The sequence below is a fragment of the Sulfitobacter noctilucicola genome (assembly GCF_000622385.1).
Lineage (GTDB): Bacteria > Pseudomonadota > Alphaproteobacteria > Rhodobacterales > Rhodobacteraceae > Sulfitobacter > Sulfitobacter noctilucicola.
Genome location: NZ_JASD01000008.1, coordinates 365,715 through 389,899, shown reverse-complemented (window position 1 = coordinate 389,899; position 24,185 = coordinate 365,715). Strand labels below are relative to the sequence as shown.

The 24,185-nt window shown below is 55.7% G+C and carries 35 protein-coding genes; 28 read left to right on the top strand and 7 right to left on the bottom strand.

The genetic code is table 11. The annotated features are described in order from the left end of the window. The gene (rplP, locus tag Z946_RS0105470; RefSeq protein WP_025054723.1) at positions 1 to 414 is read left to right on the top strand and encodes a 50S ribosomal protein L16; all 414 of its coding nucleotides are present in this window, start codon (positions 1 to 3) and stop codon (positions 412 to 414) included. 141 nt (positions 415 to 555) lie between these two features. On the opposite strand, the gene Z946_RS0105465 is transcribed toward rplP, so the two are convergent. Genes Z946_RS0105465 through Z946_RS0105455 form a run of 3 tightly spaced genes read right to left on the bottom strand, consistent with a single transcriptional unit; the run spans position 556 to position 2,219 of the window. Then, a complete protein-coding gene (locus tag Z946_RS0105465; RefSeq protein ID WP_152540555.1) occupies positions 556 to 1,146 on the bottom strand; it encodes a hemerythrin domain-containing protein in 591 nt (196 codons plus the stop codon). Then, positions 1,143 to 1,766, bottom strand: coding sequence for a 2OG-Fe(II) oxygenase family protein (locus Z946_RS0105460; protein WP_025054721.1), 624 nt, complete (start codon positions 1,764 to 1,766; stop codon positions 1,143 to 1,145). Before Z946_RS0105460 ends, Z946_RS0105465 begins: the two co-directional genes overlap by 4 nt. A 42-nt stretch (positions 1,767 to 1,808) precedes the next feature. Beyond that, positions 1,809 to 2,219, bottom strand: a complete 411-nt coding sequence (locus tag Z946_RS0105455) for a DUF6636 domain-containing protein (RefSeq protein WP_025054720.1) — start codon at positions 2,217 to 2,219, stop codon at positions 1,809 to 1,811. Between the two features lie 197 nt (positions 2,220 to 2,416). Between Z946_RS0105455 and rpmC the strand changes: the two genes are divergently transcribed. From rpmC to rpmD, 11 genes are all read left to right on the top strand, one after another. Beyond that, positions 2,417 to 2,623 (top strand): 50S ribosomal protein L29, encoded by a 207-nt coding sequence (gene rpmC / locus Z946_RS0105450; protein ID WP_025054719.1) that lies wholly within the window; start codon positions 2,417 to 2,419, stop codon positions 2,621 to 2,623. Between the two features lie 3 nt (positions 2,624 to 2,626). Then, positions 2,627 to 2,863 (top strand): 30S ribosomal protein S17, encoded by a 237-nt coding sequence (rpsQ, locus tag Z946_RS0105445; protein ID WP_025050514.1) that lies wholly within the window; start codon positions 2,627 to 2,629, stop codon positions 2,861 to 2,863. Positions 2,864 to 2,934: 71 nt separating this feature from the next. Continuing rightward, positions 2,935 to 3,303 (top strand): 50S ribosomal protein L14, encoded by a 369-nt coding sequence (rplN, locus tag Z946_RS0105440; protein WP_008757934.1) that lies wholly within the window; start codon positions 2,935 to 2,937, stop codon positions 3,301 to 3,303. Continuing rightward, positions 3,303 to 3,614 carry a 50S ribosomal protein L24 gene (gene rplX / locus Z946_RS0105435; RefSeq protein ID WP_025054718.1) on the top strand — a complete coding sequence of 104 codons (312 nt, stop codon included), beginning with the start codon at positions 3,303 to 3,305 and terminating at the stop codon, positions 3,612 to 3,614. Before rplN ends, rplX begins: the two co-directional genes overlap by 1 nt. After that, positions 3,607 to 4,170, top strand: coding sequence for a 50S ribosomal protein L5 (gene rplE / locus Z946_RS0105430; protein ID WP_025054717.1), 564 nt, complete (start codon positions 3,607 to 3,609; stop codon positions 4,168 to 4,170). The genes rplX and rplE overlap by 8 nt, the downstream gene beginning before the upstream one ends. A 19-nt stretch (positions 4,171 to 4,189) precedes the next feature. Beyond that, positions 4,190 to 4,495 (top strand): 30S ribosomal protein S14, encoded by a 306-nt coding sequence (gene rpsN, locus Z946_RS0105425; RefSeq protein ID WP_025050517.1) that lies wholly within the window; start codon positions 4,190 to 4,192, stop codon positions 4,493 to 4,495. A gap of 12 nt (positions 4,496 to 4,507) precedes the next feature. Continuing rightward, positions 4,508 to 4,900: a 30S ribosomal protein S8 gene (gene rpsH, locus Z946_RS0105420; protein WP_037969073.1), complete on the top strand. Its 393-nt coding sequence runs from the start codon at positions 4,508 to 4,510 to the stop codon at positions 4,898 to 4,900. 10 nt (positions 4,901 to 4,910) lie between these two features. Continuing rightward, positions 4,911 to 5,444: a 50S ribosomal protein L6 gene (gene rplF, locus Z946_RS0105415; protein ID WP_025054715.1), complete on the top strand. Its 534-nt coding sequence runs from the start codon at positions 4,911 to 4,913 to the stop codon at positions 5,442 to 5,444. A 12-nt stretch (positions 5,445 to 5,456) separates the two neighbouring features. After that, a complete protein-coding gene (gene rplR, locus Z946_RS0105410; RefSeq protein ID WP_025054714.1) occupies positions 5,457 to 5,816 on the top strand; it encodes a 50S ribosomal protein L18 in 360 nt (119 codons plus the stop codon). 137 nt (positions 5,817 to 5,953) lie between these two features. Next, on the top strand, positions 5,954 to 6,541 hold the full coding sequence (gene rpsE / locus Z946_RS0105405) for a 30S ribosomal protein S5 (protein WP_025054713.1): 588 nt from the start codon (positions 5,954 to 5,956) through the stop codon (positions 6,539 to 6,541). 3 nt (positions 6,542 to 6,544) lie between these two features. Further along, on the top strand, positions 6,545 to 6,733 hold the full coding sequence (gene rpmD / locus Z946_RS0105400) for a 50S ribosomal protein L30 (protein ID WP_025054712.1): 189 nt from the start codon (positions 6,545 to 6,547) through the stop codon (positions 6,731 to 6,733). 91 nt (positions 6,734 to 6,824) lie between these two features. Here rpmD and Z946_RS0105395 read toward each other — a convergent pair whose 3' ends face one another. Further along, positions 6,825 to 7,574 (bottom strand): hypothetical protein, encoded by a 750-nt coding sequence (locus Z946_RS0105395; RefSeq protein WP_152540554.1) that lies wholly within the window; start codon positions 7,572 to 7,574, stop codon positions 6,825 to 6,827. Positions 7,575 to 7,801: 227 nt separating this feature from the next. On the opposite strand from Z946_RS0105395, the gene rplO reads away from it, so the two are divergent. The 16 genes from rplO to Z946_RS0105315 all read left to right on the top strand — a co-directional run bounded on the left by rplO (position 7,802) and on the right by Z946_RS0105315 (position 22,139). Beyond that, a complete protein-coding gene (gene rplO / locus Z946_RS0105390) occupies positions 7,802 to 8,284 on the top strand; it encodes a 50S ribosomal protein L15 (protein ID WP_025054710.1) in 483 nt (160 codons plus the stop codon). Positions 8,285 to 8,407: 123 nt separating this feature from the next. Continuing rightward, on the top strand, positions 8,408 to 9,772 hold the full coding sequence (gene secY / locus Z946_RS0105385; protein WP_025054709.1) for a preprotein translocase subunit SecY: 1,365 nt from the start codon (positions 8,408 to 8,410) through the stop codon (positions 9,770 to 9,772). Further along, positions 9,769 to 10,416, top strand: coding sequence for an adenylate kinase (locus Z946_RS0105380; protein WP_025054708.1), 648 nt, complete (start codon positions 9,769 to 9,771; stop codon positions 10,414 to 10,416). The genes secY and Z946_RS0105380 overlap by 4 nt, the downstream gene beginning before the upstream one ends. Positions 10,417 to 10,682: 266 nt before the next feature. Continuing rightward, the gene (rpsM, locus tag Z946_RS0105375; RefSeq protein ID WP_025054707.1) at positions 10,683 to 11,051 is read left to right on the top strand and encodes a 30S ribosomal protein S13; all 369 of its coding nucleotides are present in this window, start codon (positions 10,683 to 10,685) and stop codon (positions 11,049 to 11,051) included. Positions 11,052 to 11,065: 14 nt separating this feature from the next. Then, positions 11,066 to 11,455 carry a 30S ribosomal protein S11 gene (rpsK, locus tag Z946_RS0105370; RefSeq protein ID WP_025050527.1) on the top strand — a complete coding sequence of 130 codons (390 nt, stop codon included), beginning with the start codon at positions 11,066 to 11,068 and terminating at the stop codon, positions 11,453 to 11,455. Between the two features lie 115 nt (positions 11,456 to 11,570). Beyond that, the gene (locus Z946_RS0105365; protein ID WP_025054706.1) at positions 11,571 to 12,587 is read left to right on the top strand and encodes a DNA-directed RNA polymerase subunit alpha; all 1,017 of its coding nucleotides are present in this window, start codon (positions 11,571 to 11,573) and stop codon (positions 12,585 to 12,587) included. A 133-nt stretch (positions 12,588 to 12,720) separates the two neighbouring features. Continuing rightward, positions 12,721 to 13,137: a 50S ribosomal protein L17 gene (rplQ, locus tag Z946_RS0105360; protein WP_025054705.1), complete on the top strand. Its 417-nt coding sequence runs from the start codon at positions 12,721 to 12,723 to the stop codon at positions 13,135 to 13,137. Positions 13,138 to 13,270: 133 nt separating this feature from the next. Then, entirely contained in the window at positions 13,271 to 14,578 is a 1,308-nt protein-coding gene (locus Z946_RS0105355; RefSeq protein ID WP_025054704.1) for a replication-associated recombination protein A, read from the top strand. A gap of 55 nt (positions 14,579 to 14,633) precedes the next feature. Beyond that, entirely contained in the window at positions 14,634 to 15,014 is a 381-nt protein-coding gene (crcB, locus tag Z946_RS0105350; protein WP_025054703.1) for a fluoride efflux transporter CrcB, read from the top strand. Then, on the top strand, positions 15,011 to 16,057 hold the full coding sequence (locus Z946_RS0105345) for an RluA family pseudouridine synthase (RefSeq protein WP_025054702.1): 1,047 nt from the start codon (positions 15,011 to 15,013) through the stop codon (positions 16,055 to 16,057). Before crcB ends, Z946_RS0105345 begins: the two co-directional genes overlap by 4 nt. Further along, positions 16,054 to 16,737 (top strand): HAD-IA family hydrolase, encoded by a 684-nt coding sequence (locus Z946_RS0105340; RefSeq protein WP_025054701.1) that lies wholly within the window; start codon positions 16,054 to 16,056, stop codon positions 16,735 to 16,737. Before Z946_RS0105345 ends, Z946_RS0105340 begins: the two co-directional genes overlap by 4 nt. Next, positions 16,734 to 17,462, top strand: coding sequence for an ATP12 family chaperone protein (locus Z946_RS0105335; protein WP_025054700.1), 729 nt, complete (start codon positions 16,734 to 16,736; stop codon positions 17,460 to 17,462). Before Z946_RS0105340 ends, Z946_RS0105335 begins: the two co-directional genes overlap by 4 nt. 193 nt (positions 17,463 to 17,655) lie before the next feature. Next, entirely contained in the window at positions 17,656 to 18,672 is a 1,017-nt protein-coding gene (locus Z946_RS0105330) for an amino acid ABC transporter substrate-binding protein (RefSeq protein WP_025054699.1), read from the top strand. A 145-nt stretch (positions 18,673 to 18,817) separates the two neighbouring features. After that, complete coding sequence (locus tag Z946_RS0105325; RefSeq protein ID WP_025054698.1) at positions 18,818 to 20,056, top strand: amino acid ABC transporter permease; 1,239 nt, start codon at positions 18,818 to 18,820, stop codon at positions 20,054 to 20,056. Position 20,057: 1 nt separating this feature from the next. Further along, a complete protein-coding gene (locus Z946_RS0105320; protein ID WP_025054697.1) occupies positions 20,058 to 21,356 on the top strand; it encodes an amino acid ABC transporter permease in 1,299 nt (432 codons plus the stop codon). Positions 21,357 to 21,371: 15 nt separating this feature from the next. Then, the gene (locus Z946_RS0105315) at positions 21,372 to 22,139 is read left to right on the top strand and encodes an amino acid ABC transporter ATP-binding protein (protein WP_025054696.1); all 768 of its coding nucleotides are present in this window, start codon (positions 21,372 to 21,374) and stop codon (positions 22,137 to 22,139) included. Between the two features lie 29 nt (positions 22,140 to 22,168). On the opposite strand, the gene Z946_RS0105310 is transcribed toward Z946_RS0105315, so the two are convergent. From Z946_RS0105310 to argB, 3 genes are read right to left on the bottom strand one after another with little or no spacing between them, the layout of a single operon-like run. Continuing rightward, positions 22,169 to 22,660, bottom strand: coding sequence for a SixA phosphatase family protein (locus Z946_RS0105310; RefSeq protein ID WP_025054695.1), 492 nt, complete (start codon positions 22,658 to 22,660; stop codon positions 22,169 to 22,171). A 1-nt stretch (position 22,661) separates the two neighbouring features. Beyond that, positions 22,662 to 23,318: a hypothetical protein gene (locus Z946_RS0105305; RefSeq protein WP_025054694.1), complete on the bottom strand. Its 657-nt coding sequence runs from the start codon at positions 23,316 to 23,318 to the stop codon at positions 22,662 to 22,664. Next, complete coding sequence (argB, locus tag Z946_RS0105300) at positions 23,315 to 24,178, bottom strand: acetylglutamate kinase (protein ID WP_025054693.1); 864 nt, start codon at positions 24,176 to 24,178, stop codon at positions 23,315 to 23,317. Before argB ends, Z946_RS0105305 begins: the two co-directional genes overlap by 4 nt. Positions 24,179 to 24,185 lie beyond the last annotated feature (7 nt).

Sequence of the window (24,185 nt, the reverse complement as noted above, 5' to 3'; positions counted from 1 at the left end):
ATGCTACAGCCAAAACGGACGAAATTCCGCAAGCAGTTCAAAGGCTCGATCAAGGGTCTGGCGAAGGGCGGGTCTGACCTGAACTTCGGCACCTACGGCCTGAAGGCGCTTGAGCCTGAGCGTGTAACTGCACGTCAGATCGAAGCTGCACGTCGTGCCATGACGCGTCACATGAAGCGTCAGGGCCGTGTCTGGATCCGTATCTTTCCAGACGTACCTGTCACCTCAAAGCCTGTCGAAGTTCGTATGGGTAAAGGTAAAGGTTCCGTGGACTTCTGGGCCTGCAAAGTGAAGCCCGGTCGCGTGATGTTCGAGATCGACGGCGTGAACGATGATGTCGCGCGCGAAGCGCTGCGTCTTGCGGCGATGAAGTTGCCGATCAAGACCCGGGTCGTCGTACGCGAAGACTGGTAACAACGTAGACCCCGCTTTGGCGGGGTCTGGCGCGCCGGAGGCAGGGTATTTGTCCGCAAATGCCCGTTCCGTCTACTAGGAAATAGAAAGCCCCCGCTGAGTAATCAGCGGGGGCTTTTCGTTTGACCTATCTTGAGGTGTTCAGACGTTTACGCCGAAAACACCCAAAGCTTCTTCCAGCGTTGTTTCCTCATATTTGAAATGCGATTTCACGACCGCCAAAAGTTGATCGAAAATGGCGGTTGTGTCCTGAAATGCATCGTCAGATGGTTCATTCGAAAGCTGCTGGGCGGCAGTGCCAAGGCGCTCAAGCAATTCGTGGACCACAAGGTGTTCTGTTTGCAGTCGTTCAACGATTATTTTGATCTGCGATGTTCCACGGTTGTGTAGCAAGGGAAAGATTGACTGCTCTTCGATGTCATGGTGCATTTTTAGGACACCGCATTCCTGTCCACAGATTGTCCCTACTGCCCGCAGATTTTTGGTCATTTCCGCATCAATCACAATGTGCGCAAGTTCTGCCGGTGGGGCGTCACCTGCCTCAACCCGTTGCAGCACCTCTTTTATCCGCGCGAGATCGCCAAGGTAATGCCGGTGGATGGCCGCAAGGTGCCGGCCGGCCCGAAGGGCGTTTTTGTCCACCGAGCCGAGATCGGGTTTTGTTGGCCGCTTACAATCATCGACGACAAGATCAGCCAAGGGAGTATGGCGCAGGTCGGCGCTGCCGGTCATGCTGCCCACGCATAATTAAAACTGACCGATACACGATCTTCTTCAACCATATTCATAGGCACCTCATGGCGCAGCCAGCTTTCCCAAAGCAGGACGTCACCAACCTCAGGCTCTACGTAGATGAACTGGCGCAACTCCTCCGGTGCATCCTTCAAACGCCCCGGTGAGGCCATCATCATTGCCAGCCGTGGGTCCTCGAATTTGATCGCGCTCGCGCCTTCGGGCATGGTCACGTACGTGGTACCGGAAATCACCGAATGAGGGTGGATGTGGGCGGTGTGGATTCCACCTTCGGGCAGGATGTTGATCCAGAGGCTGTCGAGTTTGAGCTTGCGGTTGCCCAGATCGAAAGCGAGGTCTTTGGCAAAAGCCGCCACGTGCTTGTCCAGCACTTTGACGAGGTCTGCGAATATGGGGAACCGGTAAGGCAGGTCATCGAGTGATGCGTAAGAGGTGTACCCGGCATAGCCATTCTCCTCGCACCAATCCTGACCCGCTTCATCGTCATTGGCAATGGCGATACAGGAGGCTTCCATCTCGTCCGGATCAATGGGTTTCCCCTGTGCAGAGAGTTGCGCGTGATAAAGGCGGGTGGCGAAGAGGGATTTGATTTGGGTCATGTGTTTGTCTTATCGCGCGTGTTGGCCAGTGGCCAGATCATCCTAGAAGACTTGTTGGTTGTTGCGTGACAGGTGGAAGCCATGGCCGTCGAGGTTGCGGCATTGCAAACCAGAGGTGGCTGAGTAGCAAGTGAATCCTCCAAATTTGCCCTCGACGTTGTATTCAGCCACCCTCTGTGTGCCGATGGCCCGCGCACCGGGCGCGGTGCAAGCCCCTTGAACGCCGCCGCGCTCCTGCATGAAAAAGGTGATGCCGCGACTGGTGGGGCAGGCAGCAAGTGCACTTACCTTCGCCCGCTGGTTGCGTTTGTAGATGGTGCACTCAATATCGGATCCGTTGAAGCCTTCGCCAACGATGCATTCGATGTTTCCTGAAGGGGTCCCGAAGCTCCAGACATCGGCATGAGCGGGAAAGCCAAAGAAGACGAGGGCGGTCAGGGTGCGCAATAGCATTGAGAAATCCTTATTGATTGTAAAAATGGTAATAGGATAACGCAAAAGCCGACATGCGTCAGCAGTATCCTGTGATTGTGGGAATGAAGGGTTGCACCCTATCGATAACCCTCCTATACGGCGCACTTCGGAACAGACTCCACCGGAATCAGGGTAACGCACATGCGGCCTGCCGGTGATGTTGAAAGGAGAGGCGCATGAACGCCAAGGAACTGCACGACAAGACACCGGATCAACTCCGCGATGAACTTGTGAACCTGAAAAAAGAAGCATTCAACCTGCGTTTCCAGCAGGCCACCGGCCAGCTTGAAAACCCTGCGCGTCTGCGTAGCGTCAAGCGTGACGTGGCCCGCGTGCACACAGTGTTGAACCAGAAAGCAGCGACCGCTGCGACGGAGGCCTAATCAATGCCCAAGCGTATCCTGACTGGCACCGTTACATCGGACGCCAACGCCCAGACAGTCACCGTATCCGTAGAGCGTCGCTTTACGCACCCGGTTCTGAAGAAGACCATCCGTAAGTCCAAGAAGTACCGGGCCCACGATGAGAACAACACATTCAAAGTCGGCGACAGCGTTCGCATCATTGAATGTCCACCAAAGTCAAAGACCAAGCGTTGGGAAGTGATCACGGCGGAAGCCTGAAGCACCGAACAACTTAATCGAAACCCCGGGGATCACGCACGCATCGCGCCCTGAAGGTCGGGAGAAACCAAATGATCCAGATGCAGACCAACCTGGATGTTGCTGACAACAGCGGCGCGCGCCGTGTTCAGTGCATCAAGGTATTGGGTGGTTCCAAGCGTAAGTACGCATCCGTCGGCGACATTATTGTCGTGTCGGTCAAGGAAGCCATCCCTCGCGGTCGTGTGAAAAAAGGCGACGTCCGTAAGGCCGTCGTTGTTCGCACAGCCAAAGAAGTTCGTCGCGAAGATGGCACAGCCATCCGCTTTGACCGCAACGCAGCAGTCATCCTGAACAACAATAACGAACCCGTTGGTACACGTATCTTTGGGCCGGTTGTTCGTGAATTGCGCGGCAAAAACTTCATGAAGATTATCTCGCTCGCGCCGGAGGTGCTGTAATGGCTGCTAAACTTCGCAAAGGTGACAAGGTCATCGTGCTGGCCGGTAAGGACAAAGGCAAGACAGGCAACATTACGTCCGTCATGCCATCCGCCAACAAGGCCGTCGTGGAAGGGATCAACATCTCTATCCGCGCCACACGTCAATCACAGGAAAGCCAGGGCGGTCGTATCCCCAAGGCAATGCCGATTGATCTGAGCAACCTCGCGCTCGTTGATGCCAATGGCAAAGCGACACGCGTAGGCTTCAAGATGGAAGGCGACAAGAAAGTACGCTTTGCCAAAACCACGGGAGATGTGATCGATGCTTGATAACGCAGAGTACACACCCCGCCTTCTCACAGTCTACCGCGATGAAATTCGTGCAAAGATGCGTGAAGAGTTTGGCTATAGCAACGACATGATGATCCCGCGTCTTGATAAGGTCGTGTTGAACATCGGTTGTGGTGCTGCCGCCGTACGTGACAGCAAGAAAGCCAAATCAGCTCAGGAAGACCTGACACTGATCGCCGGCCAAAAAGCCATGACGACGATTGCCAAGAAGTCCATCGCGGGTTTCCGCGTACGTGAAGAAATGCCAATGGGCGCGAAAGTGACCCTGCGCGGCGCGCGTATGTATGAATTCATGGATCGTCTGATCACGATTGCTATGCCTCGTATCCGCGACTTCCGCGGCATCTCGGCTAAATCTTTTGATGGTCGTGGCAACTATGCCATGGGTCTCAAAGAGCACCTCGTGTTCCCCGAAATCGATTTTGATAAAATCGATGAAAACTGGGGTATGGACATCGTCATCGCCACCACGGCGAAAACCGACGCAGAAGCGAAAGCATTGTTGACAGCGTTCAACATGCCTTTCACGAAATAAGCGCGGGAAGGATTTAGATATGGCTAAGAAATCCATGATCGCACGCGAGAAAAAGCGTGAAGCACTGGTCAAGAAGTACGCTGAAAAGCGCGCTGCCTTGAAGGAAATCGTAAGTGATGAGAGCAAGCCGATGGAAGAGCGTTTCCGCGCCTCCCTGAAGCTGGCGAAGCTGCCCCGCAACTCTAGCGCTGTGCGTCTGCACAACCGTTGCCAGCTGACGGGCCGTCCTCACGCCTATTACCGTAAACTGAAAATCTCGCGTATCGCGCTGCGTGATCTTGGCTCAGCAGGCCAGATCCCCGGCATGGTCAAGTCGAGCTGGTAAGGAGCGCACATTATGAACGATCCTATCGCAGATATGCTGACACGCATCCGCAACAGCCAGATGCGCGGCAAATCCACAGTCATGACACCAGCCTCAAAGCTGCGTGCATGGGTTCTGGATGTGCTTGCGGACGAAGGCTACATTCGCGGCTACGAAAAGATGACAGGCGCCGACGGCCATCCTGCCATCGAAATCAGCCTGAAGTACTACGAGGGCGAACCTGTTATTCGCGAGCTGAAGCGGGTTTCCAAGCCCGGTCGCCGCGTTTACATGGGCGCCAATGACATCCCACAGGTCCGTCAGGGTCTGGGTGTGTCGATTGTCTCCACCCCTCAGGGTGTGATGTCGGACGCAAATGCACGTAGCGCCAATGTTGGCGGCGAAGTGCTCTGCACCGTATTCTAAGGAGCGCAAGATGTCTCGTATTGGTAAAAAAGCGGTTGAGCTGCCCAGTGGTGTAACAGCCTCTGTGTCTGGCCAGTCAATCGAAGTCAAAGGCCCCAAGGGTGTCCGTACTTTCAAGGCGACAGACGACGTCGATCTGAAAGTGGAAGACAACACGGTTTCCGTGATCCCACGTGGCAAATCCAAGCGCGCACGCCAGCAGTGGGGCATGAGCCGCACAATGGTTGCGAACCTGGTCACCGGCGTTACCGAAGGTTTCAAGAAAGAGCTTGAGATCCAAGGTGTTGGTTATCGTGCGCAAATGCAGGGTAACACGCTGAAACTGAACCTCGGCCTGTCGCACGACGTTGATTACACTGCACCTGATGGTGTGACTGTAACGGCGCCAAAACAGACCGAAATCGTTGTGGAAGGCATTGACGAACAGCTTGTTGGTCAAGTCGCCGCGAACATCCGCGCTTGGCGCAAGCCCGAACCCTACAAGGGCAAAGGCATCCGCTACAAGGGTGAGTTCGTCTTCCGCAAAGAAGGCAAGAAGAAGTAAGGAACGCACAAGATGGCAAACAGCAAAAGACAACTGTTCATCAAACGCCGCCTGCGCGTTCGGAACAAACTTCGCCGCGTAAACGCAGGGCGCATGCGCCTCAGCGTGCACCGCTCAAACAAGAACATCAGCGTTCAGCTGATCGACGATTTGAACGGCAAGACAGTGGCTTCTGCTTCGACACTCGAAAAGGATTTGGGTTTCGTGGGCAAGAACAACATCGAAGCAGCTTCGAAAGTGGGCGCGGCAATCGCCGAGCGTGCGAAAAAAGCCGGTGTTGAAGAAGCATACTTTGACCGGGGCGGTTTCCTGTTCCACGGCAAAGTAAAAGCGGTTGCAGATGCGGCCCGCGAAGGCGGTCTGAAGATCTGATGTAGGGGTGGGTTTGACCCACCCTATCATCCAAACAATGCGAAGAGGGCCATACCGGCCCTCTCGATGATCCGGGGGCAGATGCCCACTAGGATTGAACCAAACAGGGCACACGCCCGCAGATCAAGGAGGCCAGCATGGCCAGAGACGACAACCGTGGAGGCAACCGCCGCAATAACCGCGACGAGACCCCCGAATTTCAGGATCGCCTTGTCGCGATCAACCGTGTGTCCAAAACTGTAAAAGGCGGTAAGCGCTTTGGTTTTGCTGCACTGGTCGTAGTTGGTGACCAAAAAGGTCGCGTGGGTTTTGGCAAAGGTAAAGCCAAAGAAGTGCCCGAGGCGATCCGCAAGGCAACCGAGCAGGCCAAGCGCCAAATGATCCGCGTACAGCTGCGCGAAGGCCGCACGCTGCACCACGATATGGAAGGCCGTCACGGCGCCGGTAAAGTGGTTATGCGTACAGCACCAGAAGGTACCGGTATCATCGCCGGTGGTCCAATGCGTGCCGTATTCGAAATGTTGGGTGTGAAGGACGTTGTGTCCAAGTCCATCGGTTCGCAGAACCCTTACAACATGATCCGCGCCACAATGGACGGCCTGCGCAAGGAATCTTCCCCGCGCTCCGTTGCTCAGCGTCGCGGTAAGAAAGTGGCGGACATTCTGCCCAAGACCGATGCCCCGCAGGTGAGCGGTGAGCAAGCACCCGTAGTTGAGGAGGCCTAAGTCATGGCGAAAACAATTGTCATCAAACAGATTGGTTCTCCGATCCGTCGCCCTGCAAAACAGCGTGCTACGCTGGTTGGTCTGGGCCTGAACAAAATGCACCGCACACGCGAGCTGGAAGATACACCTTCCGTGCGCGGCATGATCAACAAGATCAGCCACATGATCGAGATTGTCGAAGAGAAGGGGTAGTCGTTTTCTTTTGAAGAAAACGTCCCGGAGTTTTTTAAAAACTCCGTTGCCTGAGATTGAAACGCCTCGCGGGAAACTGCGGGGCGTTTTGCTATTTGAAACGCCGTTCGAAGGTGCGGGCGTACAGTCCGACTTCTTCCTCAAAATCTTCAACAAAAATTGAAGAGTGGTAGCGGACATTTAGGGCAGAGCTGATTAACTGGTGTGGATCGACATTCTGCAATTTTTCAGTCTCTCCTCTACCATAGCCGAATAGCGACACAGTGATTGCGTAAAGATATGCCCAACCGACGGTTCGTTGTTTTAACTCGTCTTTGGTTTTAGGGAGCATACCAGTGTTTTTTGTAAATTCTGAAGACCATCTTGCTAAGTGTACTTGGTGTTCCCGAATAACCCCGGCTATCCGGTTTCTGATAGCTTCATCGTCGCTGAGTTCAATGATATCTCGGAAAACGGCAACTACATCGCTTGGAACTTCGAGCTCTTTCAGGGAGGTAGCCCTGAATTCGGCTTCACCTAGATCTTTCAAAAATTTTTCGAAACCGTTCGAATACAGCATTCCAGCTTCACAAATTTTGCACATTTTTGCAAGGCTAGTAGGCAAGAGGGCTCGTGCCGAGATCAGTTTTCGATGGCGCGTTTCGGCTTCCGCTGAATTTGCTCTTTCAATACTTGCGAACACACCAATGAGCGTAATTGTTGCAGCTATCAGAGAAACTGATGCCGCAATCAGATAAGTATAGAATTTTGTGACATCATCTCCAATATCTGCGCTGAATATCCAAGCGAGACCTAGGCCCAATTCAAAGCCTATCAAAAGCCCAAAAGCTGTGTTGTTCATAAGATAGAAGAAGCGCATCTGGGGCGTCCAATCCATTGCTTTGGGGTTTCTATGTATTTGATGCTTGGGTGGAGTTGAAGCGGTAGGTAGCATTGGTGTCTATTGCTAAGAAAAACCGATTAGCATATACGCCCCCAGTGGCCCCGAATCCGGCCGCCTATATATCAACGCCGCGTCTGCTCACTTCCCGTCGCTGGGGGGCATTTCCGGCAAAAGGAGAAGCGACAATGTATAAGTTGAATGAACTGTCCGACAACCCGGGTGCAACGAAGAAGCGCAAGCGCGTTGGCCGTGGTCCGGGTTCCGGCACCGGTAAAATGGGTGGCCGTGGTATCAAAGGTCAGAAATCCCGCTCGGGCGTGGCGATTAATGGCTACGAAGGCGGCCAGATGCCTTTGTACCAGCGTCTGCCAAAGCGTGGCTTTAACAAGCCGAACCGCAAATCCTACGCCGTTGTTAACCTCGGCCTGATCCAGAAATTCATCGATGAGAAGAAACTGGACGCGAAAAAGCCGGTTGATGCGGCTGCTCTGATCGCTTCCGGTCTGGTGCGTCGTGAGCTGGACGGTATCCGGGTTCTGGCGAAAGGTGACATCACCGCCAAGGTTGATCTGCACGTTGCAGGCGCGTCAAAATCCGCAGTCGAAGCGGTAGAGAAAGCCGGCGGCAGCGTGACCCTTCCAGCAAAAGCGGAAGCGGCCGAAGCTTAAACCACGTTCAAGGCTTGTGAGCGGGCCGCGACCCGCTTACATACCTCTTGAGTTTTCTAGGGACGCCGCCCGCTGGAAATCAGCTTGGGCGGCGTTTGCATAACAACGAAAAGAGACCGCACAATGGTATCAGCCGTCGAAAACATGGCCGCCAACACTAGCTGGTCCGCATTGGGCAAGGCCACAGACCTGCGCAACCGGATCCTGTTCACACTGGGATTGTTGATCGTCTATCGCCTTGGCACCTTTATTCCCGTTCCGGGCATTGATGGTGGCGCGTTGCGCGAATTTATGGACAGCGCGGGGCAGGGCATCGGGGGCATGGTGTCGATGTTCACCGGCGGTGCGCTGGGTCGGATGGGTATCTTTGCGCTTGGCATCATGCCTTATATCTCTGCATCGATCATCGTGCAGCTTCTGGGGTCTATGTACGGCCCATGGGAGCAGCTGAAGAAAGAAGGCGAGCAGGGACGTAAGAAGCTTAACCAATATACACGCTACGGTACTGTCGCGCTGGCTACTTTGCAGGCTTACGGCCTTGCGGTCAGTCTTGAAGCCGGTGATATCGCGGCTGATCCGGGGATGTATTTCCGTATTGCCTGTATGATCACGCTGGTCGGCGGCACGATGTTCCTGATGTGGCTTGGTGAGCAGATCACCGCTCGCGGCATTGGTAACGGTATTTCTCTGATCATCTTTGTTGGCATCATCGCCGAAGTTCCTGCAGCGATCGCGCAATTCTTTGCGTCTGGCCGGTCCGGTGCCATCAGCCCTGCGGTAATTGTAGGCGTGTTGGTTATGGTGGTTCTGACGATCATGTTTGTGGTGTTTATGGAGCGCGCCTTGCGCAAGATCCACATCCAGTACCCGCGCCGTCAAGTTGGTCAGAAAATGTACGACGGTGGGTCCAGTCACCTGCCGGTCAAAGTTAACCCAGCAGGTGTTATTCCGGCGATCTTCGCCTCCAGCCTTTTGCTGCTTCCGATTACGATCAGCACGTTCTCGGGCAATTCAACCGGTCCGGTGATGTCTGTGTTGCTGGCCAACTTCGGCCCCGGTCAGCCGCTGTACCTGTTGTTCTTTATCGCGATGATCGTTTTCTTCGCGTATTTCTACACCTTCAACGTAAGCTTCAAGCCCGATGACGTGGCCGACAACCTTAAAAACCAGAACGGTTTTGTGCCTGGTATCCGTCCTGGTAAGAAGACAGCCGAATATCTTGAGTATGTGGTGAACCGCGTACTCGTGCTCGGGTCTGGTTATCTCGCGCTGGTCTGCGTGTTCCCTGAAATCCTGCGCGGCCAGTTCGCGATCCCGTTCTACTTTGGCGGTACGTCGGTCTTGATCGTTGTATCAGTCACGATGGACACGATTCAGCAGGTTCAAAGTCATCTTTTGGCGCATCAGTACGAAGGTCTGCTTGAAAAATCGAACCTACGCGGCAAAGGTAAAGGCACACGCAAGAAACGGAGCCCGGTACGTCGATGAATATTATTCTTTTAGGGCCTCCGGGCGCAGGCAAAGGTACACAAGCGCGCCATCTGGTCGCAACGCGGAACATGGTGCAGCTTTCGACAGGTGACATGTTGCGCGAGGCCAAGGCTTCGGGCACTGAAATGGGTAATATGGTTGCTGGCGTCATGGCGCGTGGTGAGTTGGTCACGGATGAGATCGTGATCGGCCTGATCCGCGAAAAGCTTGAAGGCGACAACGCGGGCGGTTTTATCTTTGACGGGTTCCCGCGTACGCTTGAACAAGCGGATGCACTGGGCAAGTTGATGGCGGATGAGGGCAAAACCCTTGATGCTGTCATCGAGATGCGCGTCGACGACGAAGCGCTGGTTGACCGAATTACAGCACGGTCGACGTGTAGCGAATGCGGCGAGGTTTATAACGATAATACCAAGCCTGTGCCCGCCGATGGAAAATGCACGAACTGCGGTAAAGAAGCAGAGTTCACCCGCAGGTCAGACGACAACGAAGAAAGCCTGAAGACGCGTCTCATGGCTTATTACAAACAGACGTCACCGCTGATTGGCTACTACTACGCCAAAGAAATGCTGAGTTCTGTGAACGGTTTGGGTTCCATGGAAGCGGTACAGGGCGAGATCGCCGAGGCGCTGGATAGCTAGGACACGTACCGGACTTTATTGAAAAGTCCGGACGGATTTCCAAAGCATATTTTGCCAGCGGCTCCGATCCTGTCAGAGCGGGTTGACGCCTGTGCCAAAACCCCATAGTCAGCGCTATCTCGAATGAGAATCAATTTGCGGTTCGGGTCGCCCCCGCCCGCAAGATCACCTGATCAGCCTTAGCCCGACGGCCTCTATTGCCTCGGGCTTCGTTTGTGAAAAAAGGGTCTGGTATTACGGACCCGCAACGAAAAGGAATTGCACACGTGGCACGTATTGCCGGCGTTAACATCCCGACTGCAAAGCGGGTTCCAATCGCCCTCACTTACATCACCGGTATCGGTAACTCCTCCGCAGAAGCAATCTGCGAAGCAGTTGGTATCGACTTCTCTCGTCGCATCAACGAATTGTCCGATGCCGAGATCCTGAAAATCCGCGAGCACATCGACGAAAACTATACCGTCGAAGGTGACCTGCGTCGTGACACACAGATGAACATCAAGCGTTTGATGGATCTGGGTTGCTACCGTGGCCTGCGCCACCGTCGTAACCTGCCTGTACGTGGTCAGCGTACGCACACAAATGCTCGCACACGCAAAGGCCCCGCAAAGGCCATTGCCGGTAAGAAGAAATAAGGGAGGCTGAATAGATGGCACGCGATGCACGCAAGACCAAGCGTAAGGTCTCCAAGAACATTGCAGCAGGGGTTGCTCACGTAAACTCCAGCTTCAACAACACAAAAATCCTGATTTCCGACGTTCAGGGCAATGCGATTGCATGGTCCTCGTCCGGCACCATGGGCTTCAAAGGCTCACGGAAATCCACACCCTACGCGGCCCAGATGGCTGCTGAGGATGCGGGCCGCAAGGCGCAGGAACACGGCGTAAAAACGCTGGAAGTTGAAGTGCAGGGTCCCGGCTCCGGTCGTGAATCCGCGCTGCGCGCTCTGGCCGCGGCAGGCTTCAACATCACGTCAATTCGTGACGTGACGCCTATGGCGCACAACGGCTGTCGCCCACCAAAGCGCCGCCGCGTTTAAGCGACGACAAGACTTACGGGGTCTGCGTGTTATGCGCAGGCCCCATACCGCTTTTTGAAACCTCGAGCGTAGCTGCTGACCGGACATGCAGCAGTTACAAGGATGGAGGGTTACCATGATCCACAAAAATTGGGCTGAACTGATTAAACCACAACAGCTGGACGTAAAGCCGGGCAATGACCCAGCGCGTCAGGCGACCGTGATGGCCGAGCCGCTTGAGCGCGGTTTTGGTTTGACGATGGGCAACGCGCTGCGCCGCGTCCTGATGTCATCCCTGCAGGGTGCTGCGATCACATCCGTACAAATTGACAATGTTTTGCACGAGTTTTCATCTGTTGCCGGTGTGCGTGAAGACGTGACCGATATCATTCTGAACCTCAAGGGTGTTTCCATCCGTATGGAAGTTGAAGGGCCAAAGCGTCTGTCGATTTCTGCAAAAGGTCCGGGTGTTGTGACGGCTGGCGACATTTCCGAGAGCGCAGGCATCGAGATCCTGAACCGTGATCACGTGATCTGCCACCTTGATGATGGCGCAGACGTCTACATGGAACTGACAGTCAACACCGGCAAGGGCTATGTTTCTGCGGACAAGAACAAGCCGGAAGACGCGCCGATTGGCTTGATCCCGATTGATGCGATTTATTCGCCGGTCAAGAAGGTCAGCTATGACGTGCAGCCGACCCGTGAAGGTCAGGTTCTGGACTATGACAAGCTGACGATGAAAGTTGAAACAGACGGCTCCATTACGCCGGATGACGCGGTGGCATTCGCTGCACGCATCCTGCAGGACCAGCTGGGCATCTTTGTGAACTTTGACGAGCCTGAATCAGCATCCCGCGCGGATGAGGATGACGGTCTGGAGTTCAACCCGTTGCTGCTCAAGAAGGTAGACGAGCTGGAGCTGTCCGTCCGTTCCGCAAACTGCCTGAAGAACGACAACATCGTCTACATCGGCGATCTGATCCAGAAGACCGAAGCGGAAATGCTGCGCACGCCGAACTTTGGCCGCAAGTCCTTGAACGAGATCAAGGAAGTGCTGTCTGGTATGGGGCTGCACCTTGGCATGGACGTCGAAGACTGGCCACCGGACAACATCGAAGATCTGGCCAAGAAGTTCGAAGACAACTTTTAAGCCAACGTAAGGCGGGGTGATCCCCGCCTTACACCACGACCGGGCCCAAGCGCCCCAAGGAGAGCCCAAGACACGCATCGCGGGCCAGACAAAGTAAAACCGCCCGTAGAGGGCACATCTAGGAGACTACAACATGCGTCACGCACGTGGATACCGCCGCCTGAACCGTACACATGAGCACCGCAAGGCGCTCTGGTCAAACATGGCAGGCTCGCTCATCGAACATGAGCAAATCAAGACAACATTGCCAAAAGCAAAAGAACTGCGCCCGGTGATTGAAAAGATGATCACACTGGCAAAGCGTGGCGATCTTCACGCACGCCGCCAGGCTGCAAGCAAGCTCAAGCAAGACAAGTATGTCGCCAAGCTTTTTGACATTCTGGGGCCACGCTACAAGGATCGTCAGGGCGGATACGTTCGCGTTCTGAAAGCGGGTTTCCGTTATGGTGATATGGCTCCGATGGCGATCATCGAGTTCGTGGACCGCGACCGCGATGCCAAAGGCGCCGGCGACAAAGCCCGCGTTGCAGCTGAAGAAGCCGCAGAATAAGAATTTTCGCACTTTGCGAAACGAAAGCCCTGCCAATTGGCAGGGCTTTTTGTTTGTGCGGCCGGATCTGAGTTTGTCGGCCAAGTGAAGACGGGGTGTTGCGCTGATCAATCGAGCCGCGCATATGATTGGTATGGCGGATTTATTTGATAGTGGCGCAGAGGTGCCGGATACGGCACCCCGACCTTTGGCGGACCGGCTGCGTCCCAAATCCATTGCAGAGGTGATCGGTCAGCAGAAGGTTCTGGGGCCTGACGCGCCACTGACAGTGATGCTGTCATCCGGAAGTCTGACTTCATTGATCTTTTGGGGACCGCCAGGCGTGGGCAAGACCACGATCGCGCGTTTATTGGCGGACGAGACCGATCTCCATTTCGTCCAGATCAGTGCTATTTTTTCAGGTGTCCCCGAGTTGCGGCGCGTGTTTGAGGCTGCCAAAATTCGACGGCAGAACGGGCAAGGCACGCTGTTGTTCGTCGATGAGATTCATCGTTTCAACAAAGCGCAGCAGGATGGATTCCTGCCGCACATGGAAGACGGGACCATTTTGCTGGTTGGTGCCACCACCGAGAATCCCAGTTTCGAATTGAACGCTGCTGTGATGAGCCGCGCACAGGTGTTGGTATTGGAGCGGTTGTCGCTGGCGGAGTTGGAACTGCTTGCACAGCGTGCCGAACAGGAGCTGGACCGTACGCTCCCCCTTGATGGTCCCGCGCGGGAAGCTTTGCTTGAGATGGCTGATGGCGACGGGCGGGCTTTGCTCAACCTGATCGAGCAAGTGGCCGCATGGAAACCGGATCAGAAGCTGGACAAGGCAGCGCTTGGTCAGCGTCTCATGCGCAGGGCGGCGCAGTATGACAAAGGCGGGGACGCGCATTACAATTTGATTTCTGCGCTGCACAAGTCCGTGCGTGGTTCCGACCCGGACGCGGCCCTTTATTGGTTCGCGCGGATGCTGGAGGGCGGCGAAGATCCCAGATATCTGGCGCGGCGGATTACGCGGATGGCGGTGGAAGACATCGGGCTTGCAGACCCGCAAGCGCAGGCGGTCTGTCTTCAATCGTGGGAGACATTCGAGCGGTTAGGCTCGCCCGAAGGCGAGCTGGCGCTGGCGCAGGCGGTTGCCTATCTGGCATTGGCGCCCAAATCGAACGCGGGATATGTGGCTTATAAGGGTGCACGCAAGGCGGCAAAAGAAACCGGATCAGAGCCGCCGCCCAAGCATATTTTGAACGCAGCCACGGGCATGATGAAGGATATGGGTTATGGCGCGGGCTATGCTTATGACCACGATGCCGAAGACGGGTTTTCCGGGCAAAACTACTTTCCTGAAACCATGCAGCGCCCCGTGCTTTACGCACCGGTCGAGCGCGGTTTCGAACGTGAACTGAAAAAGCGGTTGGATTATTTCACCAAGCTGCGCAGCAAACGCGACGGCTAGGGCCGCTTGCGCCGCTAAACTTGACAATCCGGGTTGAAACAACGACAGACCGCAGATGATTTCTACCATGTTTCTTGTTGCTTTTGGAGGTGCCATCGGTGCCGCTTTGCGCTTTGCGGCAGGCATGGGTGTGTTGCGGCTAACCGGTGTTTCCGACTTCCCGCTGGCAATTATCGCGGTGAATATCCTTGGCTCGTTTTTGATGGGCGTGTTTGTCGTTGCTGCGGCCCATCGTGGGCTCACACACCTCAGCCCGTTCGTGATGACCGGTATTCTTGGCGGCTTCACAACCTTTTCAGCCTTCTCGCTTGAAACGGTGACGTTGATGGAACGGGGAAACTATGGTGCGGCAGGGCTTTACGTGGCCTTGTCGGTGGTGCTGTCGATCGCAGCTTTGATGTTGGGCCTATGGCTGGCCCGTGGAGTGTTTTTATGAGCCGGGTACAGACCCTGACGGTGCAGGAAGGTGATGGAGATCAGCGGTTGGACCGCTGGTTCAAACGCATGTTCCCGCTGATTTCCCAAGGCAAAATCGAAAAGATGTGCCGCAAGGGAGAGATTCGTGTGAACGGGGGGCGTGTCAAAGGGTCGACCCGTGTAGAAGTGGGGCAGGAAATTCGTATTCCGCCGTTGCCGGATCAGGAAGCGCCGCCGCCACCCAAGCGGACGCGGGTCACGGATGCGGATGCCAAGTTTATTCGTCAGTGCGTAATCTACCGCGACGACCATGTGATTGCGCTTAACAAACCGCCAGGTTTGCCCGTCCAAGGTGGATCAGGGCAGGGCGACCGGCATGTTGATGGCCTTGGTGAGGCATTGATGTTCGACGCAGACGAAAAGCCGCGTCTTGTGCACCGCTTGGACAAGGACACATCAGGAGTTTTGTTGTTGGCGCGAACGCGTGAAGCAGCGAAATCCCTGACCGCAGCGATGCGCCACCGTGAGACCCGCAAGATTTACTGGGCTATCGTCGCCGGTGTGCCGACCCCCTATCTGGGTCAGATCAGTTACGGGCTGGTCAAAGCGGGTGGTCACGGCAAGAGCGGTGAAGGCGAAAAGATGATCGCCGTACACCCGCGCGATATGAACGACACACCGGGTGCCAAACGTGCACAGACACATTATGCAACGCTCTACCGCGTGGGTTCGCGGGCGTCATGGGTTGCGTTGGAGCCTGTGACGGGCCGAACACACCAGCTGCGTGCGCATATGGCCGAGATCGGACATCCGATTGTCGGCGATGGTAAATATGGCGGATCTGGTCAGGAAAACATGGGCGACGGCTGGGGTGCGCAACTGGGCGGTATGATCAGTAAAAAGCTGCATCTGCATGCCCGTCTGATGCGGTTTGAACATCCCTCGACCCGCAAGCTGATGACAGTGACTGCGGAATTGCCCGAGCATATGGCCCATTCGTGGGAGACATTTGGCTGGACCGAAGATCTTGCCGCTGATGATCCGTTCGAGAGCCTGCAATGAGCGACCGCCTGCGTTTGGTCATTTTTGATGTCGACGGTACGCTGGTCGACAGTCAGGCCACGATTGTATCGTCAATGGCTGCTGCGTTTGCCGCCGTCGATCATCCGCTTCCCGACCGTCAGACGCTGTTGAGTGTTGTGGGCCTGTCATTGGACCAAATCTACCCGATCCTGGCACCCGAGCTGTCGACCACCGCGCATCGGCAGATGGTCGAAGCATACAAGAACACCTATATGACCGAGCGTGCCGAAGCAGGCACAGCCCAGACTGCGCCTTTCTACGCAGGTGCCAAAGAGACGCTGGAACGCTTGCAGGCGGTCGACAATATCCTGCTTGGGGTGGCGACTGGAAAATCTAAACGCGGTCTTGATAAACTGATAGAGGGCCATGGATTGGAAGGTCTTTTCGTGACCCAGCAGGTCGCGGACTTTCATCCGTCCAAACCGCATCCGTCGATGATCCGGCAGGCAATCCAAGATGCGGGCGTCAGCACCGGCGATACGGTGATGGTGGGCGATACCAGTTTCGATATGGAAATGGCCGCAGCTGCAGGCGTCCCGGGGATCGGGGTAAGCTGGGGCTATCATGGACGCGACAGGTTGGGTGCTGCGGCGCATATGATTGATGATTTCGCGGGCTTGCCGACTGTATTGCAAGAGGTGTGGGGGCTGCAGATATGAGCGGTGCGTGGAAAGCCAAACGGTTTTGGAAAGAGGCCTCAGTTGTTCCAGAGGCCGAGGGTTTCGGCGTGCGACTGGATGGACGCGAAGTTAAAACACCAGCCAAACGCGCCCTGATTATGCCGACGGAGGCGATGGCACAGGTCGTCGCTGAAGAATGGGATGCACAGGAAGAAGAGATCAAACCTCACCTGATGCCAGCGACCAAAACGGCGAATGCTGCAATCGACAAAGTCGCCATTCAGCACGGTGAGGTTGCGGATATGCTTGCGGATTACGGCGATAGCGACCTGCTGTGTTATCGCGCACCGCAGCCTGACGCATTGATTGCGCGTCAGGCAACGCTTTGGGACCCGATGCTGGATTGGGCTGCAGAAGCGCTCGAAGCACGGCTGATACCGCGAGTTGGAGTGATGCACGCGCCTCAGGACCCAACCGCGCTAGAGGCTTTGCGGCGGCGTACCCATGCCCTGAGCCCCTTTGAACTCGCAGCGTTCCACGACCTTGTGAGCCTGTCGGGGTCACTGATTCTCGGATTTGCCACAGCGTTGAACCGGGCTTCAGCCGATGAAATCTGGACCCTGTCGCGGCTGGACGAGATCTGGCAGGCGGAGCAGTGGGGCGCGGACGATCAGGCAGAAGAGTTGGCCGCGTTGAAGAAAGAAAGTTTCCTCCACGCCAGTCGCATGTTCACGCTTTGTCGCGCCGTTGATCCGCTGGACTGATGTTTTCGTCATCTTTACTGATGGTCAGCGCGCGTTATTGCCCGTTTTTGCAGCACTAACTCTTGACCTTTAAACGGGAATCCGAGCACAGTATGGGCCACTGAGCGGGACAACCCGTAAGGTATCGCCTCCGGCGCAAAAGCGCCGGTTCAACCGCCCATCCAACGTGGCGGATTATCAGGAAGAGGTAACAATGAACAAATCAGTACTTTTCGGCGCTCTGACGATTGCCGGTCTGGCAGCGGGCGCAGCAGCGGCCGGTACGCTGGACGACGTAAAAGCACGCGGTAAGCTGAACTGTGGTGTAACAACCGGTCTGGTCGGCTTCGCGGCTCCAGATGCAAACGGCGAATGGAAAGGCTTTGACGTTGCGGTATGCCGCGCGGTTGCAGCAGCCGTCATCGGCGACGCAACAGCCGTCGAATTCGTCCCGACAACAGGTAAGACACGTTTTACCGCGTTGGCATCCGGCGAAATCGACATGCTGGCCCGTAACACAACATGGACATTCTCACGCGACGTCGACCTGAAGTTCGATTTCGTTGGTGTGAACTACTATGACGGCCAAGGCTTTATGGTTCCTAAAGAGCTGGGTGTTTCCTCAGCCAAGGATCTGGACGGCGCGACAGTCTGCATTCAGACCGGTACAACAACCGAGCTGAACCTTGCGGATTTCTTCCGTTCCAACAACATCAACTATGAGCCCGTGCCGATTGAAACAAACGCAGAAGCACAGCAGCAGTACCTTGCTGGCGCATGCGATGTTTACACAACGGACGCTTCCGGCTTGGCGGCGACACGTGCAACATTTGAAAACCCCGGCGACCACACGCTGCTGCCAGAAATCGTATCCAAAGAGCCACTTGGCCCGCTGGTTCGTCACGGCGACAGCGAATGGGGCGATGTTGTCCGTTGGACTTTGAACGCGCTGATCACAGCTGAAGAGCTGGGTGTGTCCTCTGCCAATGTTGGCGAAATGGCTTCCGGCACAAACAACCCCGAAGTTGCGCGTCTGCTGGGTACCGAAGGTACACTGGGCGAGATGCTGGGTCTGGACGCAGATTGGGCCAAGCGCGCAATCGAAACACAGGGCAACTATGGTGAAATCTTTGCGAAAAACATCGGCGAAGAAACACCAATCGGTCTGGCCCGTGGTCTGAACGCACAGTGGACAGATGGCGGCCTGCTTTACAGCCCTCCATTCCGCTAAACACTTCTGTCAAAGGGCGCGGATCACTCCGCGCCCTTTGCACATTTGACGACCGCGCCTAGCGCTTAGCCAACGAACTTTCCCGATACGGGCACCGCAAAGGTGCTGATGATAATCACCGATCGGGCCAACGGGGATATTTCTGATGTCGACCACCACCGACCCTCAAGGGGGCTCGTTCCGGCTATCCATGCTGTTGAACGACACGCGCTACCGCTCCATGACATTGCAGGTCATCGCTGCCATCATATTGGCGCTTTCGCTTGCCTACCTTTATTCCAACCTTGCTGCGAACTTGCGCGCTGCCGGTTTGAACATTTCATTCGCGTTTCTGGGTACCCCAGCGGGCTATGACATTAACCAGACACTGATTGAATACGATAGCCAGTCCAGCAACTTACGTGCTGCCATGGTGGGAATTCTTAATACGCTGCTTGTCGCGGTGCTGGCTTGTATCACCGCGACCGTCTTTGGTGTGGTTGCCGGTGTTTTGCGCCTGTCGAACAACTGGCTGGTGCGCAAACTCATGGCCTTCTACGTCGAGATTTTCCGCAATATCCCTGTTTTGATCTGGATCGTGATCATCTTTACCATCATGATCGCAGTCATGCCGGGACCAAGGGCGTTCCGCGGCGATAATGCGACATCAAGTATGTTGTTCGATCTGTTCGCCTTCACCAACCGTGGTGTTTATGCGCCCGGTCCTTATTTCACACGCGGTATTGGCGGCGCGGATGGCAGCATCATTAACTGGCTGTTGGTGATTGCGACGCTGGTCGGCTCCTTTTTCGTAACGAGAAAAGTCACGGAGCGCGCGAACCATGTTCAGGCAGAGACGGGCGTGCGCCCGAATACGCTCTGGACCAACCTCGCGATCTGGTTTGTGCCGATCATTATACTGATGCTGATCCTCGGGCTGGCTTGGGAAATTCCCGAGCTGAAAGGCTTCAACTTCGCCGGCGGTTTGAAAATCGGTGGTCCATTGATCGCCCTATGGTTCGCTCTGTCGATCTACACCGGTGCTTTCATCGCCGAAAACGTGCGCGCCGGTATTCAAGCGGTTTCCAAAGGCCAGACCGAGGCCGCATCGGCTTTGGGCCTGCGCCCGAACCGCACCATGAGCCTTGTTGTCTTGCCGCAGGCGTTGCGGGTGATCATACCGCCGCTGATTTCGCAATACCTCAACATCACCAAGAACTCCTCGCTCGCTATTGCGGTTGGCTATGCCGACATCACCGCGACGCTCGGGGGCATCACGCTGAACCAGACGGGCCGTGCGATTGAGTGCGTTCTGCTGTTGATGCTCTTCTATCTTGTGATTTCGCTGATCATCTCCTCGGTGATGAACGTCTATAACAACGCAATGAAGCTGAAGGAGCGCTAAGATGAGCGATACACACGCACAATCTGTCGCTTACGTCCGCGACACTGCAATTCCGCAGTCACCTGCACCGGCAAACGCGTCGGGGCCTGTGAAGTGGATGCGCGACAACCTTTTCGCCACATGGGCCAACGCGCTGCTCACGGTTGCGGCGATCTATGTGGTCTATCTGATCCTGTCGAATACCCTGCCTTGGATATTTGGCGGGCTGTGGAACACGGCCTCCTTGGCTGAATGCCGCGAAGTGTTGCAGGGCAAATCGGCTGCCTGTTTCTCGGTTCTGACAGACCGTTGGGACCAACTCATCTTCGGCTATTCCTATCCGGCTGAATATTACTGGCGGCCCACAGTCGCATTCCTGATCATGTTCGTGGCAATCGCGCCGGTTCTGTTCTTTGATCTGCCACGCAAGTTGCTGATCGTGACGGCTCTGTTCCCCTTCATCGCCTATTGGTTGATCTGGGGTGGCACGATCTGGACGCCGATATTTGCGCTTCTGGGCGTGGTTGTCGGCTACATGGTCTATGCGCGTCTGGTGACAGGGAGCTTTGCCAAAGGGTTCTTTGGCGGTATCGCCGCAGCACTCGTCGTGTGGTTCATCGCCGGATACATCGTTCCGGCAATTGCACCACAAGAGCCATTGTTGGCGTCCGTGCCATCGCGTGATCTGGGTGGCTTTATGCTGAACTTGATGCTGGGCCTGACCTGCGTATCGCTGTCCTTGCCCATCGGCATTGCACTGGCGCTGGGGCGGCAGTCTTCCATGCCGCTGATCAAATGGATTTGTGTTATTTTCATCGAGTTCATTCGTGGCGTGCCGCTGATCACCCTGCTGTTTGTGGCAAGTGTTATGTTGGCGTATTTCTTCCCGCCTGAATCGACAGTCGATCTTTTCCTGCGCGTGGTGATCATGATCACCATGTTCTCTTCAGCCTATATCGCCGAAGTGGTGCGCGGCGGTTTGGCCGCTTTGCCCAAGGGGCAATATGAAGCGGCGGACAGTCTGGGGCTCGATTATGCGCAGGCGATGCGCCTGATCATTCTCCCGCAGGCGCTGAAGATTTCGATCCCCGGTATCGTGAACATCGCGGTAGGTCTGTTCAAGGACACCACGCTGGTCTCGGTTATCTCCATGTTTGACCTTGTCGGCATGATCCGCGGACCGATCCTCGCCTCAACTGAATGGAACGGCGTCTATTGGGAACTGCTCGGCTTTGCCGCCGCACTGTTCTTTGTCGTCTGCTATGGCATCTCACAATACTCGCAGTGGCTCGAACGCCGTCTCGCGACAGATCATCGTTAAGAAAGGGCTAGAAAAATGGCCGAAGCTGCAAAGTTGAAAGTATCGGATCAGGTCGCGATTTCGATCCAGAACATGAACAAATGGTACGGGTCGTTCCACGTTCTGCGTGACATCGACCTGACCGTTTATCAGGGCGAGCGCATTGTAATCTGTGGGCCGTCAGGGTCAGGTAAATCTACGTTGATCCGCTGTATCAACGCGTTGGAAGAACACCAGAAAGGGTCGATTGAAGTGGACGGGACGCTGTTGTCCTCTGACCTCAAGAACATCGACAAGATCCGGTCGGAAGTGGGTATGTGTTTCCAGCACTTCAACCTGTTCCCGCACCTGAGCATTCTCGACAACCTCACGCTGGCTCCGATCTGGGTACGTAAAACGCCCAAGAAGGAAGCCGAGGAAGTGGCGATGCATTATCTTGAAAAGGTAAAGATCCCCGATCAGGCGAACAAGTTCCCCGGTCAGTTGTCAGGTGGCCAGCAGCAGCGTGTGGCAATCGCGCGGTCGCTTTGCATGAAGCCGCGCATTATGCTGTTTGATGAACCAACATCAGCGCTTGATCCCGAAATGATCAAAGAGGTGCTCGACACCATGATCGAGCTGGCCGAAGAAGGCATGACGATGCTTTGCGTGACGCACGAGATGGGTTTTGCCCGTCAGGTGGCGAACCGCGTGATCTTTATGGATGAAGGTCAGATCGTTGAGCAGAACGAGCCGGAAGAGTTCTTTAACAATCCGCAGTCACCGCGTACGCAGTTGTTCCTGAGCCAGATTCTGGGTCACTGACCAGGGGCGGTTAAAGTCGTCCAGCAAGGTTAAAGATCGCGCGGCACTATGAAGTGTCGCGCGACTGCTTTTCCCCAACAGGCATCGCGCCAGTCGGTGATATCGAAGTCTGCAACAAGGGTCGCCCCCGTGGGGTAAGACATGAATTGCGGATGGTTGGGGGTTTCCTGCACTATCGCTTCTGCCATCATGCCGCTGCCCGGATTGTGGCCGATCATCAGCACACAATCGCCAGTCGCCGCCTGCAAAGCGTTGAGGAGGGTATCGGGTTCTGCCAGATAAAGGGCGCGATCATAGCGGAAGTTCGCGATATCGCCCAAATCAAGCCTGACAAAGGTTTCCTTCGTTCGCATCGCAGATGAACAAAGCACCTGTTCTGGCATCAGCTCTTTCGACGTCATCCACGCCCCCAAAGCGCTGGCGGCTTTCCGTCCACGCGGGTTTAGCGGGCGGTCATGGTCACTGCTCGGTCCTCCGCTCCAATCAGATTTTGCATGGCGCATGAGGATCAAACGTTTCATCTTAGCTACCTTTGGTAAACTGTCGCATATGATAAGCCGATTGCGCGGGTATCCGTCCATAAGATTGTGACACCGGACAGGCACGGCGTACGTTGCAGCCCAGCCTTGTATTCACAGCACCGGCATCGGTGGCCAGAAACGCTTGGCACTTTGGGACGTCATACCCTGCAGGTGTTAGCGCACCCGCGAGGCAGGCGTTCTTGCAAGGCTGATCCGCGCAGGCAAGGCAGGGCTTTGGCGGAGCAGGGGGCAGGTCCAGGTGTTCGGCTAGGGCAAGTGCGCCCCTGAAGGAGACAAACAAACCTGCGTGGTCGTGGACCAGTAAATGAACCGGGGAGCTGTGGATGCGGCCTGTGCGCAAAGCCCATGTGTAAAAGGGCAAGAAGGGTTCGCCCCCAAATGGGTAGAGCGCCGTGGCACCGATTTCCTGCGCCCAGTCCCCGATCACACGTGTTGACCAGCGGTCCATTGGGTCAGGTCGACCATCCTGCATTTCAGGGCTTTTTTTGAAGGCTGGCCAAAAGGCAGGCTCGTCCGGCCCCAGCATCACGAGGGTCTTGCAACCCTCGGGCGCGTTATCCTGCAGTGTCGGGTGAAAGGCACCAAGGATAGTCAGGTGCCGTTCTGTCGCGGCGTCCTGCAGCGCCTCGAACGTCATCCGCGCCGGATGATGCTGCCCGCACCATGTTCGGTGAACAGTTCTAGCAAGCAGGCGTTAGGCGCACGCCCGTCCAGAATAACAGCGGCACGGACCCCACCGGCAAGTGCCTCAAGAGCCGTTTGGGTTTTGGGGATCATCCCGCCTGCAATCGATCCATCCCTGATCATTTCGTTGATCTGGCCTGCGGTCAGTTCAGTCAGTACATCGCCTTCGGCATTCTTGACGCCGGCCACGTCAGTTAGCAGCAGCAAGCGGTCGGCCTGTAACGCGGCGGCGATTGCGCCGGCGGCAGTATCGCCGTTGATATTAAAGGTTTCGCCTTCCGTCCCCATACCTAAAGGAGCGATGACGGGGATGATGCCTTTGTCCGCCAGATCACGCAGGATACGCGGGTCAATCTTTACCGGTCTGCCGACCAGACCCAGCTCCGGGTCCTCTGCCTCGCAAATAATCAGGTTCGAATCCTTACCGGACAGGCCCACCGCACGCCCACCCTGTTCGCTGATCGCTTGCACGATGCGGGCATTGACGAGACCGGACAGGACCATCTCTACCACTTCCATGGTGGCGGGATCTGTAACGCGTTTGCCGTTCTTGAATTCGGACTGGATATTCAGGCGTCCAAGCATATCGTTGATCATAGGACCACCGCCATGGACGATCACAGGGTTCACGCCGACTTGCCGCATAAGCGCGACGTCACGGGCGAATTCATCCATCGCCTCGTCACTGCCCATAGCGTGACCGCCCAGCTTTATCACGACAGTCGCGTCGGCGTAGCGTTGCAGATACGGCAGCGCCTGTGACAGCGTTTGCGCGGTGGCGATCCAGTCGCGATTCATGTTCTGTGTTCTCATGTGTTTT